This is a genomic window from Citrobacter sp. Colony219, assembly GCF_019382635.1.
GTDB classification, from domain to species: Bacteria; Pseudomonadota; Gammaproteobacteria; order Enterobacterales; family Enterobacteriaceae; genus Citrobacter; species Citrobacter youngae.
In genome coordinates, this window is sequence record NZ_CP080033.1 from 3,627,680 (window position 1) to 3,640,590 (window position 12,911).

Here is a 12,911-nt window from a genome sequence, read left to right on the forward strand (position 1 = left end):
TCTCCCGCATTGCCGTCTGTTACTGAGCCGGTGATTGTTCGGCATTAACGGTCAGACGCGCAACCTGGTTAGTTCTGATAAAACGACTCAGGTCGACAGGTTTACCCTGGAACTGAATCTGCACTGCCGCCGGAGCGCCAATTTTCAGTTTATATGGCGCCTGACCGACCAGATTCAGATTGCCATCTTTACGCTGCATGCCGCTGAACAGTTTTTTACCGGTTGCGTCGGTCACTTCCAGCCAGCAATCAGCGGTGAAATTCATCACCAGCGCGTTAGGATCGCCAGCCGGTGTAGTGACGCCAGCCTGGTCAGTCGGCAGCGGTGCCGCTGTCGCCGGTGCAGTGGGTGTGGTCGCTGCAGTATCAACATTGGCCTGAGACGGAGCCACAACGGCGTTTTGATCTGCGCCAGGAGCCGGAGTCGCTGCGGTATCCGGCGTTTGAGCGGCATCATCCACTGCACCATCATCCGGAGCCGGTGTACTGTCCTGGCTTGCAGAGGCGCTGGTATCCAGCGGCACACTCTGTGCGTTATCTTTACCGGCATTCAGTTCAGCGGAAGATTGATCGGCCATGGTGGTGATCTCTTCCTGCTGCGCTTTATGATTCTGCCACCACCAGGCACCGGTCAGTCCGACAACGACAAACAGTACCAGCCAGGTAAAGGTCATTAGCCAGCCGTCGCGTTTCTTACGACGCTTACCGAGCGAAAAACTTTGCATCGGTGCGACGTTGGCAGGACGAATCGGAGCCTGTTTTTCCAGCCCTGGCAACAGTTCTTCTTCAGGAATATGCACCAGACGCGCATAAGAACGGATATACCCGCGCAGGAATGTTGAAGCGAGATCGGCTGGTGCCTTATCTTCTTCAATATCGCGTACCGTGGAAACCTTCAGGCAGAGTCGTTCCGCGACCACCTGTTGGCTGAATCCGAGTTGTTCACGGGCATTGCGCAGACGAACGCCGGTGGAGAGTGCTTCATTTTTGTCGTGCGTGGCTTCAGTATTCATTCGCTACAGCTGCGTAATATTTGGGTTCTGATGCTGGCGAGCCACAATGCTCACCCACACCGCGAAACATCTGGTCAGTTAACCTTCGTCAGACAGTATAAAACCGTCAGACCATCAATGACAAAACAGCGTAAACCTGAGGGCTAAACGCTTGTTGCGCCGTTACATACTGCCTTAAAGTCGACAAAAACGCACCGTTATTATTGACCTGACGACAACAACAAAGAACCTCATCTGGTTTACGTTACACTACGGTACATTAATTATACCGTAGTGCACTCAACATCAAACGGTCTTGATGTCGATAGCATCACCCTGCATACGCTTACGCAGAGTACGCTTGGTACGGTCAATAACGTCGCCCGCCAGCTGACCGCAGGCTGCATCGATGTCATCGCCACGTGTTTTACGCACGATGGTGGTGAAACCATAGCTCATCAACACTTTGGAGAAACGATCGATACGGCTGTTGGAACTGCGGCCATACGGCGCGCCCGGGAACGGGTTCCACGGGATCAGGTTGATCTTACACGGCGTGTCTTTCAGCAGTTCAGCAAGCTGATGAGCATGCTCAGTGCCATCGTTGATGTGATCCAACATCACATACTCGATGGTCACGCGGCCCTGATTCGCATTGGATTTCTCCAGATAACGGCGCACAGCCCCGAGGAACGTTTCGATATTGTACTTTTTGTTGATAGGTACAATTTCGTCACGAATTTCATCATTTGGCGCATGCAAAGAAATCGCCAGCGCAACGTCGATCATATCGCCCAGTTTATCCAGCGCAGGGACAACGCCTGAGGTGGAGAGCGTGACGCGACGCTTGGACAGCCCAAAACCAAAGTCGTCCAGCATGATTTCCATCGCCGGAACGACGTTGGTCAGGTTAAGCAGCGGCTCGCCCATCCCCATCATCACCACGTTGGTGATAGGACGCACGCCCGTTGCTTTCACCGCGCCGACGATTTTCGCCGCACGCCAGACCTGACCAATGATTTCCGACACTCGCAGGTTACGGTTAAAGCCCTGTTGCGCCGTAGAGCAGAATTTACACTCTAATGCGCAACCGACCTGTGAAGAAACACACAGGGTGGCGCGATCGTCTTCCGGGATATACACGGTTTCTACGCGCTGATCGCCAACCGCGATGGCCCATTTGATCGTACCGTCAGAGGAGCGCTGCTCTTCCACCACTTCCGGGGCGCGAATTTCAGCCACTTCTTTCAGCTTGTTACGCAGCACCTTATTGATGTCAGTCATGTCATCAAAGTTGTCGCTGCAATAGTGGTACATCCACTTCATGACCTGATCGGCACGAAACGGTTTTTCGCCCATCTCTTTGAAGAATTCGCGCATTTGCTGACGGTTCAGATCCAGCAGGTTAATTTTTCCATTTTTATTTGGAACCGCAGGAATGACGACTTCAGAGGTGTTAACTAATTCAGACATAATTTTTTCCGGCCTCGTTGTTACACGTTGTGGCCCGTGGAGGGTTAAAAAGAAACGCCCCGGCAAGCGATCTGCTCTTCCGGGGCGTTGCATTGTACAAAGTCTGGCGCAGGGATGCCACGTTTGCACGAAGCATTAGCGAAAATAATATGTAAATCGCTAATTCATCTCCAAAGGATTTCGCATCGCAGGAAGGCGGCAAGTTCGAGCATCCCCGGGAGCATAGAAAACTATGTGACCGGGGTAAACGAATGCAGCCAACGCATCTGCAACGTGAAAGACGCGGGAGATTAGCGAGTACGAGGGCAAACCTCGCCTTCCCCAAAGAAATAGGCGATTTCACGCGCCGCAGATTCAACGGAGTCAGAACCATGGGTGCCGTTCTCAGTAAAACTGTCAGCGTAATCTGCGCGCAGCGTACCTGCCAGCGCATTTGCCGGGTTGGTTGCACCCAGCAGATCGCGGTGGCGCTGTACGGCATTTTCGCTTTCCAGCACAGAAACAACGATCGGACCAGAGGTCATGAATTCAACCAGACCGTCAAAGAACGGCTTGCCATCATGCTCGGCGTAGAAGCCGCGTGCCTGCTCAACGGTCAGGTGCAGCATTTTAGTACCGACAATTTTGAACCCTGCAGCTTCAAAGCGCGCAAAGATACTCCCAATAACGTTTTTTGCCACCGCGTTTGGTTTGATGATGGAAAAAGTACGTTCAATAGCCATGATTACCTCTGAAAAAGATGTTTTGTTGTGGTTTACCTGGCGCGGATTATAAAGAGCATCCCGGCAATTGACTATTGACGAAGATAACATTTCTTTAAAATAAGATGAATTTTAGCAACAAACAGTGACCAACTGGTCTACTGCAACGAAAATCTCACCGCCGCCACCTGTCCGGCGTCATCCATCACCAGCAGTTGATAATCCCCTTTAGTCGCCAGCCGTAGCGTAAGACGACGTCCGCGTTCATCCAGCCTTTCGCCGTTAAGAAACCACCAGCGTTCACCGCTTCCACCGCTGGTTTGCACCGGCAATGAGGCTTGAGCAGAACCGGGTAAACGCTTCACAATCGCGCCATCGCGAACGCCTGTCAACTGCAACGGCTGCGAAGCGTCTTGTCCCAGCGGCGGACATATGGCAGAAACTGGCGGTAATCTCGCCCCACGGCGTTCTGATTCCGGTAGCCATGGCTCCAGCGGCAACGGCCAGACGATTAACGTTTGCTCGTGCGCCTGGGGGCAATCCGCCGCCACACGTTTGCCATCATCATCCAGCCAGACAGGAAAACGAATGCCATTAACCCCTTCCTGTTCGGGCAATAATAACGTTGGCGGCTGACTGCCATCCAGTAACCAGGTTGCCAGACGGCGACGGCAGTTGCTGTCACTGGGGGCAAGAGATTGCCCGCCCGGCCAGCACACCACACCGCGACTCACGGATTCAGGGCGTGGATCTTCCGGCTGATTTGTCCCGCGAGAGAGCAAAAGATTGTTGACCTGATTGAGCAACGGCACGGCGCTGGCAAAACCAAACTGTCCCACCACCGGCGTACCGTCTGGCCTGCCGGTCCAGATGCCAATCACATAACGGGCGTTAACACCAATCGCCCACGCATCGCGATAGCCATAGCTGGTGCCCGTTTTCCACGCCAACGGCACCACGCGGCTCAGCGCGTTATCCGGCAGCGGTTGCGCTTCGTCAGCCATAATGCGGCGAATAATCCACGCCGCGCCCGCCGACATCAACGGACGTTCCAGCAGCGGATCGTCTGGCTGCAGACGCAGTTTTCCCGCTTTTCCCTGGCGGGCAAAGGCGCTGTACGCTGCGGCCATATCTTCCAGCCTTGCCCCCGCACCACCTAAAATCAGCGACAGATTCGGTGCGGCCCCTGCGGGAAGATACAGCGGTAAGCCAACGTTACGTAACGATGCGGCAAAACGCTTCGGACCATAGGCTTCGAGTACCTGCACGGCGGGTAAATTTAGCGAGCGCACCAGCGCTTCGCTCATACTCACCGGGCCATGAAAACCACTGTCAAAATTCCCTGGTCGATAATCCCCGGTTCGACGCGGTACATCCTGCAACAATGAAGCCGGATGAATGAGTCCGTCATCCAGCGCGAGACCATAAACAAACGGCTTTAGCACCGAGCCCGGCGAACGGATCGCATTCACCATATCCACATGACCAAAACGGGAGTCGTCATTCATATCTACCGAGCCGACCCAGCCACGCACGCTCATATCGGTGTGATCGACCACAATCATCGCCAGCGAACTGCGCGCAGGTAAGCGCCCTTTCCAGTTTTGCGCCAGCTCTTCCAGTTGACGCTGCAATCCGGCATCAAGGGTAGTCACGATTTTATCGCTTCGGCTTTTTCCCAGCATCATGCGCGAGAATAACGGTGCTAACTGCGGCATTTGCCGGGGCGCCAGCCAGACCGGTTCTTCACGCGACTCCTGCACCTGTCTGGCAGGCCAAATGCCCTGCGTTGCCATGCGTTCGAGTACTTTATTGCGCGCCGCTTCAGCACGGTCCGGCCAGCGATCCGGGCGCAGGCGGCTCGGTGCCTGCGGCAGCACGGCCAGCAGCGCGGCATCGGAATAACTCAATTGCGCAGGTGATTTACCAAAATAAGCCCAGCTTGCCGCCCCCACGCCCTGCAGCGTACCGCCGAACGGCGCACGGTTGAGATACAGTGTCAGGATGTCGCGTTTGGAGAGATGCCATTCCAGCTGCAATGCGCGCCAGAGTTGGCGAAACTTGCCGCCGAAGGTTCGCGGATGGGGATCGAGTAATCGTGCGACCTGCATGGTGAGCGTACTGCCGCCCGAAACCACACGCCCTGAGGAGAGGTCCTGCCATGCCGCGCGCAGCACTGAAAAAGGATTAACGCCAGGATGTTTCCAGAACCAACGGTCTTCGTAGTTAATTAACGCCTCAAGATACCGGGGGGACACTTCATCAATCGTCACCGGATAACGCCAGATGCCGTCCGCGTCGGCGAAGCGCCAGAGCGGCGTACCATCATAGGCCACCACGACCCGCGCCGGATCGACTTCGTGCAGCGGCAGCGGCCAGATTTTATCTGCCGCCCAAACCGCCGCCACAAACAATAGTGCAACGGCTGCCAGCCAGAGCCAGCAGCCGCGTTTACCCAACCCGCGCATCATTTACGGTCTGACAATCAACAGTCCCTCTGTCGCACCGGTCGCGCGCCACTGCGGAACGTACATGGACTCCACCTGCGGCACAGGAACCTGATAGGTCCCCGGCGTTACCGCCCGCGCCAGATACACCAGCGTCACCGGCTGTCCTTCGTTGACCGCCACTGCGGCGACAAAGCGATCGTCACGGAACTCAACGTGCTGGATATCCGCCTGCTGCATCTGATTGAGTAGATTCGCCACTTCGCTGCCGCTATCCTGCAGGCTGGCGCTGCCGTTGGCCAGATTCTGGTTTTCCAGTTCCAGGCCTGCTGGCAGTAAATCGACCACCAGCGCATCCGGCACGTTCTGGCTGGCTTTTACCTCCAGCCAGACCAGCACCAGCTCGCCGCTACGCAGAGAATCCAGTGATTTGCTATTCCCGTCGAGCCCCAGGATCTGACGTTCAATATGCAGGACATTGCTGGCAGGCGTCGGTGAGGTTTGCGGATAACCGCTCACATCCAGACGCAGCCACAGCGGTAGATTACCGGTATTGGTGACGCTCAGCGTAGACAGCGCATCGGCATCCAGATTACGCGTCTGTGATTTCTCCCCGGCTAACGGTTGTTCAGAGAGTGACGTTTGCGCCTGCCATGTGCCTGGCAAGTCCTGTAACGTACGCGCGGCAAGGAACAACGCATTATTTTCCTGAGTCGAGAGCCAGCGCTGTCCAAAGGCCTGTTCTGACAAGGTGTTCAGCAGCGTATTCTGTACCTCAGGTTTAAGTTTGTTTTCTTCCAGCAAGGCCAGCATCAGCGCGTTGTCGCGCAGTTGACTGCCGTAATCCGCCATCCACTGTTGCGTATCGCGGCGCGGTGTATTCAGGGCCAGCGTCAACGCCTGTTCACTGCGGTTGGCATCGCCCATATTTTTCAGCGCGATCCCCAGTTGTAACAGCGGTAAACCAGAGGCTGCTTGCGCACGACGCTCCCAGATCTCACGCAATGCGCCGAGCGGAGCTTTTTGCTGACGAGCCAGTACCAGCGCGGCGTAAGCCTGGACGGCAAAGCGGCTCGCGGATGCGTCGTCGGTATAACGAATCGACATCATGCTCGGATCCTGTAAATAGCGCAGCAGTCGCTCGTTGCCCCGGTTAATCACCTCTACCGGGACACTGTAGCCCTGTTCATTTGCCCGGACGAGGAAATCCATGACATACGCGGTAAGCCAGTACTCTTCCGACCCGTTTTTATCCCACAGCGCGAAACCGCCATTATCACGCTGCATCTGCACTAAACGGGAAATCCCAATATCGACTGCCGCGCGACGTTTTTCATCGCTGTCGCCTACAATACCTAACGCCTTCAATTGCGCAGCGTTGGTGTATAAGGATGGGAACAACCCGCTCGCCGTTTGCTCCAGACAACCGTAGGGGTAAGCTTTCAGTTCGCGGATATAGCGCGCCAGATTTAGCGGCGGTTTACCGCTGAACAGCAGTTGTCCCTGCATCGTCACAGGGGAGAAATTGGTCAGTGCTTCGCCCGGAAGCTGCCAGGTTGCGCCCGGCTGAAGTGCGACACCGTTATTAACGGTTTGCGCCGGGAACGCCGGACGCACGCCAATCTTCCACTGTTTATGCTGAACAGGCAGCGTTTCACCCGGTAAAGTCAGACCGCTAATTTCTGCCTGAATTTCGCCATCGCCAAACCCCTCCCGCGCGCGCACCGGAATAAACAGCGTAGTCCTTACTCCTGGCGCCAGATTTACCGGCGCGGGATCTTGCCCCATCAGCTCCAGTAAACCATTGGCCGCGAGCTTAATATTCAGCGTTTGCTGTTTGTCAGTCAGGTTAGTCACGTCCAGCGTCAGGCGCGAGGTATCGCCTCCCGCCAGAAAACGCGGCATATTCAGTTCAGCAATTACTGGCGCGGCAACAATCACCTTGCTTTCGCTGCTGCCAAAGTCATCCGCCGTCCAGGCCTGCGCCATTACCCGCAGCTCGCCGTTGAAATCACCGATAGGTAACGTCACCATACCTTCGCCCTGCTCGTTAAGCGTGACCGGCAGCGCCTGTTGCGCCACGATATTGACGTGATTGACCGGTGGCTTACCGCCGCGTTTTAATTCATCGCCATCACCACCAAAGCGCAGCGCCGCCAGGCGTCCTTGCCCTTCGATCACCTGGCCGTAAATATCATAAATATCCGCGCCATAGCGTTTTTGCCCGAAAAACGCCTGCCACGGATCCGGCGTGGCGTAATCGGTAATGTTCAGCACTCCGCTGTCAACGGCAGAGACCAGTACGTTAACCTGTTTTGGCATGTCGCCATTTTTCACGCTGGCTTTAATCTTGACGGTCAACGGCTGATTGGGCCGTATTTTCGCCGGGTTTTCCAGCGTCAGCCCCAGACGACGGTTTTCATCACCTAACGGTAAATGCAGTAACCCGACCGCCCGTTTTGGCGTTGCTGAGCGGGACTTGTCGCCAGGACGAACCACCAGCGCACTAAGATACAAATCGTGGCGATTCCAGGTTTTATCGATTGGGATGGCGATATCAAGCCCCTGCGCAGGCACGTCTATCTCTTGCCACCACAGCGGACCTTCGCTGGATTCCACCATCGCATAACCTTTGCCGGCGGCGGGTGCGGCAATGTGCAGCTTCATGGTATCGCCGGGGCGATAATTGGGTTTATCCAGTTTCAGGGTCACGCGATCGGGACGTACTGCTCCACTGCCATCGCTGTTATCCTGCCAGCTATAACCGGCCCAGAAGCGTACGCTGCTCACCGCATCATTAGGGGCTTTCACTTCCAGACGATAGGCGCCCCACTCAACCGGGAAGCTGACTTTACCGGTTTCATCGGCCTTAAGATCCAGAGTCTGCTCACCTTCAACCAGATCCTTTTGATCGAACTGTGATTGCCAGCCCTCGCCTTCAGACCAGTTCCAGTAATAATCCCGGCGTTCACGGATCAAACGCACCTGCAAACCGGACACCGCTTTTTTCTCGCCTTGCGCATCGGCATACACAATGTCGAAAGCGGCGTTGCTGTTTTCATCAACGATAGGCTGATTCACGGTGGTATCGGTGCGGTAGTCATAAACGGCTTTCGCCGCAAACTGCGGACGAATGCCCGGCAGCGTATCTGCAGGCCAGATGGCTTGTTCAACCCGACGCGTTACCGGACGACCGCCCGACTCCAGCAGGCTGGCTTGCAGAATGACCTGTAACGGGGAATGCGTCTCCTGCCACTGGCTGTTGGCGGTCACTTCGCCGCGACCGTGGTCATCCAGCGTGAGCTGAACTTCATCGAGGCTGCGGGAAAGGTTTTCTTCGGCGATATTCCCAAACTGGAAGCCCGGTAACGCCTGTACCGCATCCCGCAATGGACGCAGATAAAGCTGGCCTTGCAGCGCATTGCCGTTGGCGGGCGCACCGTACAGGTAGTAGCCCACCACCGAGAACTTCACTTCATCAGTTGGCGCCACCGGCATCTTACTAGCGGCGAGGTTAAGCGCCATCCGCTCCGGCATAAAATCCTCGACGTGGAAATCCCACATCCGCGACTGGTTGTCGCCAGTATTGGCACGAATATGCCACATGCCGGTTGGCGCGCTGCTGTCCAGCGGCCAGCTAAAACGGTACAGGCCGTTTTCCGGTTGGCTAACTACCGAGCGTAATACCTGTCCGTCGGGTTTCACGACTTCCAGCTTCACCGGTTGGTCGGGCAATGTTTTGCCGTCGCTGTCACGCAGTAATCCGTTGAGGATCACCGTTTCGCCAGGACGGTAGAGGTCACGAGGACCGAACATAAAGAACTGTTTGCTGTATCCCGGTGCACCGGCAATATCAAATTCAGCCAGATCCAACGCCGGGAGCTTCAGGTCCAGCAGCGTGGTTTGCCCATCTTTGCGGGCCAACAATAAGGCGGCATCTTTATCCGTCTCGAGCTTCACATGTCCCTGCGCATCGCTGGTCGCCTGCGCCAGCGTCTGCCCTTTCTCATTGAGTAAGGTGACCTCAATACCCTGCTGCGCAGCGCCATTTTCCAGACTCTGCGTAAAGACATCCAACTGGTTATGATAACGGTGCGCAGACACGCCAATATCGCTGAGCGTGAACAGCGTGGCGGCATTGCTATAGTTGTACTGCCCGGCCTGGTTCATCACCGCAATGTAAACGCCCGCCTGCTGTAGCGGCTTAATATCGCTAAGCGGCAGCAGCAGTTTCTCGCGGGTATTGCGCGCAGGATTAAGGTCAAAGCGCCCGGTATAAACCAGTTCCGCCATTTTCAACAGATTGTCTGACTCCCAGTTTGACAGCGAATTACGATATTCCCACTGGCTGACAAATGCACCGAGCGACTCGGGCTTCACGCGAAAGAAGTTCACATCCACGCTGTTGACGTTAAGGGCCATCACTGGCAGCCCTTCAATCACTTTTCCCGGCAGCAGCGAGCCGCGACTGGCAAATCCTACGCTTGGCTGGACGTCGCGAGTGGTAATGTTTTTTTCATAATCAATAGCGAACGTCGCTTTATTCAGCGCCAGCAAATCACGCTCAATGGTCACCACCAGTTCCCGGTTAGGTTCAAGATGGCGTAAGCGCAGCTCTTTCAGGTTTGGCGCCAGCTCCCAGGCCCCATCCACTTTGCCGCTTTTTTTATCGACAACGTGCAGTACGCGAGAAAAATCTTGTTCAGGATCGAGAGGAATAGAAAAAGTCAGCACCAGCGTCGCCGCACCATCCAACTGGACTTCTGAGGCATCCAGCAGCGTCAACGGCTTGCCCTGGCTTTGCTGCATCAGCTTTTGTAATTGCGCCGGATCTTTTACCGGTGTGGTCTGTGGGGCGGGCGTATCATTTTTTGCCGTCGTCGACGGCTTATCGTTATTATCGCACCCCGCCAGCGCCAACATCAGCATACAGGCCACTACGCGTAAATGTTTCATTTTTCATCCCTGGCCTGAGTGGCCCGTTAGCAACGTAGAACAACTATTATGCGTCAGATTTCAGCAGGTGGAAGTCAGTAATAAGATGTTGTTGTCTGAATTTTCGTGATTAATGTGGGTCCACCTGACAAATCAGCCTCTTTTACTTGTCGCTTTGCACCAAACATCCGACAATTTGCCGAAACCTGGTAAAAATGGAGATGCCTATGACTACCGCCTTCTTTGTCGCTGCCGACTGGCTTGTCGAACATATTGACGACCCGGAAATACAAATTCTTGATGCCCGGATGGCACCTCCAGGCCAGGAAGATCGCGATGTTGGCGAGGAGTATCGCGCCGGCCATATTCCTGGTGCGGTCTTTTTTGATATCGAAGCGCTCTCCGACCATACTTCTGCGTTACCGCATATGCTGCCACGTCCGGAGGCTTTCGCCGTCGCCATGCGCGAGCTGGGTGTACATCAGGATAAACACCTGGTCATCTACGATGATGGCAATCTGTTTTCCGCCCCGCGTGCCTGGTGGATGCTGCGCACATTTGGCGTCGAAAATGTTTCCATTTTGGCAGGCGGTTTTGCGAGCTGGCAGCGTGATGAGCTCCCCTTGCAGACAGGAAATGTTGACTTGCCCGAAGGTGAATTTGACGCCGTGTTTACGCCAGAGGCCGTCGTGCGGGTGACCGATGTCCTGCTGGCCAGCCATGAAAAAACCGCACAGATTGTCGATGCGCGCCCGGCTGCGCGTTTTAACGCAGAAGTTGACGAACCCCGACCAGGCCTCAAGCGCGGCCATGTTCCCGGTGCGCTGAACGTACCGTGGACAGAGTTGGTTCGTGACGGCGAACTGAAAACCACCGATGAGCTGGATGCTATTTTCTTCAGCCACGGCGTGAGCTTTGACAGACCGATAATCGCCAGTTGCGGATCCGGCGTAACGGCGGCCGTGGTGGTGCTGGCGCTTGCGACGCTGGGCGTTTCCAACGTCGCGTTGTATGACGGCGCATGGAGCGAATGGGGAGCGCGCAACGATTTACCGGTAGAACCCGAAACCAAATAAAATCTGATTTACACATCTTTTTCGCCCACAAAAAAACCGCTCAAATGAGCGGTTTTTTTGTGCCAGTCCGGTTCGCGGCCTTTCCAGCAGGCTGTGTTGCCATAGCAACGCAGGCACACCTCAGGAGCTAAATATTCCGGTTTAAGAGAATAAAAGTCAAGTTAATTAACAGGGAAACTATTCAACATTTAATGTATTATTCTGAGCGGCCCTTTCCGCTGTCTCGCAAACGGGCACTGGCTTTAGGGAAGGTCATTGTATGGCCGTATACGCAGGCGCACCTCAGTGCTTGCTATCACGGCATGATCGCCAGTGGTGCTGTCGTGATGCGGTCTTCGCATGGACCGCGCAATGAAAATACGATACTTCTGTATCGTGCTTGTTGTATCTGGCGCGTTGTGTCTTCACGGTGATCGGAGTTACTCAGGTAATTCTGTATGCGTGACGCTCAGCGCCCAGGGCAAGTAAGCCAGGTAGCCGCCCTACGGGGCGGCTTTCCTTTACTCAGATAATCCTGTTCTGCTTGAAATCCCGCAGGAAACCGCCCCAGCGACGCTCGTAGAAAGGCGCGATGTGTTCGGTAATAAAGTGGCTGACCCCTTTCTCACCTTTCACCACCTGGCAGATATCAATCGGTTCATCACCCGGTAACGTATCCGTTGCAACACTCCCCGTGGCATGAATAATCTCTTCAATATCGCCATCGGCTTCAATGCCAATCAGCAGGTTGGGTTGGGCATCCGGACTTTCTTTGATCGAGCAGAGAAACGCGCGTTTTACCGGCTTAATGGTTTTAAACAGCGTAGTCAGCGAGTCAATCATCTGCGCCGGAGGTTCAGCGACTTCAGAGAGGATCAGCGATTCACCGCCTTCCAGTACTTCCTGGGTGCTGAGCGGATTCCCCTCTTCCCCCATCAGCAGGCTGATTTCACGCGGCATAAATTCTTTGCCGGTCGGCAGTTTCGCGTTGAGAAACAGCGTTTCGCCGAGCGTCATTTCAAACAATGTGCGCACCGGCATGACGACAAATGCCTGCTCATCTTCAACCGCCTGCTGCAGGGCTTCCAGGGAGGTAAAGAACGGGATCACGGTGGTGCCGTCTTCTTTTTCCCAGTGCTGAAGGTCGAGGGCGCTGTCTTCAACCACCGCCTCGCCTTCTGCGACAGTACCCGGCACCCAGACGGTAGACTCCAGTAAAGTGCGGAAAAATGCCGGACGATGCGCAGGCTCTGTCGCCGCTTGCTCCAGCAGGGTTTCTAATTCGTTTTTTGTTTCAGACATAGAGATC

The 12,911-nt window shown here is 55.1% G+C and carries 8 protein-coding genes; 2 read left to right on the forward strand and 6 right to left on the reverse strand.

Annotated features, from left to right (window positions below; all coding sequences use genetic code 11):
* Window positions 1-19: 19 nt before the first annotated feature.
* The 5 genes from rodZ to JTI85_RS16300 form a co-directional block, all read right to left on the reverse strand.
* Window positions 20-1,012, reverse strand: a complete 993-nt coding sequence (rodZ, locus tag JTI85_RS16280; RefSeq protein WP_219351748.1) for a cytoskeleton protein RodZ — start codon at window positions 1,010-1,012, stop codon at window positions 20-22.
* 285 nt (window positions 1,013-1,297) lie between these two features.
* Window positions 1,298-2,464: a bifunctional tRNA (adenosine(37)-C2)-methyltransferase TrmG/ribosomal RNA large subunit methyltransferase RlmN gene (locus JTI85_RS16285; protein ID WP_003037713.1), complete on the reverse strand. Its 1,167-nt coding sequence runs from the start codon at window positions 2,462-2,464 to the stop codon at window positions 1,298-1,300.
* A 290-nt stretch (window positions 2,465-2,754) separates the two neighbouring features.
* Window positions 2,755-3,186 (reverse strand): nucleoside-diphosphate kinase, encoded by a 432-nt coding sequence (ndk, locus tag JTI85_RS16290; protein ID WP_003037710.1) that lies wholly within the window; start codon window positions 3,184-3,186, stop codon window positions 2,755-2,757.
* 137 nt (window positions 3,187-3,323) lie between these two features.
* Entirely contained in the window at window positions 3,324-5,636 is a 2,313-nt protein-coding gene (gene pbpC / locus JTI85_RS16295) for a peptidoglycan glycosyltransferase PbpC (RefSeq protein WP_219351749.1), read from the reverse strand.
* Window positions 5,637-10,568, reverse strand: a complete 4,932-nt coding sequence (locus tag JTI85_RS16300; RefSeq protein ID WP_219351750.1) for an alpha-2-macroglobulin — start codon at window positions 10,566-10,568, stop codon at window positions 5,637-5,639. It abuts the gene before it with no gap.
* 206 nt (window positions 10,569-10,774) lie between these two features.
* On the opposite strand from JTI85_RS16300, the gene sseA reads away from it, so the two are divergent.
* Complete coding sequence (gene sseA, locus JTI85_RS16305; RefSeq protein WP_061068338.1) at window positions 10,775-11,623, forward strand: 3-mercaptopyruvate sulfurtransferase; 849 nt, start codon at window positions 10,775-10,777, stop codon at window positions 11,621-11,623.
* Between the two features lie 351 nt (window positions 11,624-11,974).
* Window positions 11,975-12,091, forward strand: coding sequence for a small toxic inner membrane protein TimP (gene timP, locus JTI85_RS21550; RefSeq protein ID WP_249033505.1), 117 nt, complete (start codon window positions 11,975-11,977; stop codon window positions 12,089-12,091).
* Window positions 12,092-12,127: 36 nt separating this feature from the next.
* On the opposite strand, the gene sseB is transcribed toward timP, so the two are convergent.
* Window positions 12,128-12,911, reverse strand: a 784-nt coding sequence (sseB, locus tag JTI85_RS16310) for an enhanced serine sensitivity protein SseB (protein ID WP_219351751.1), incomplete at its 5' end; no start/stop codon positions are given.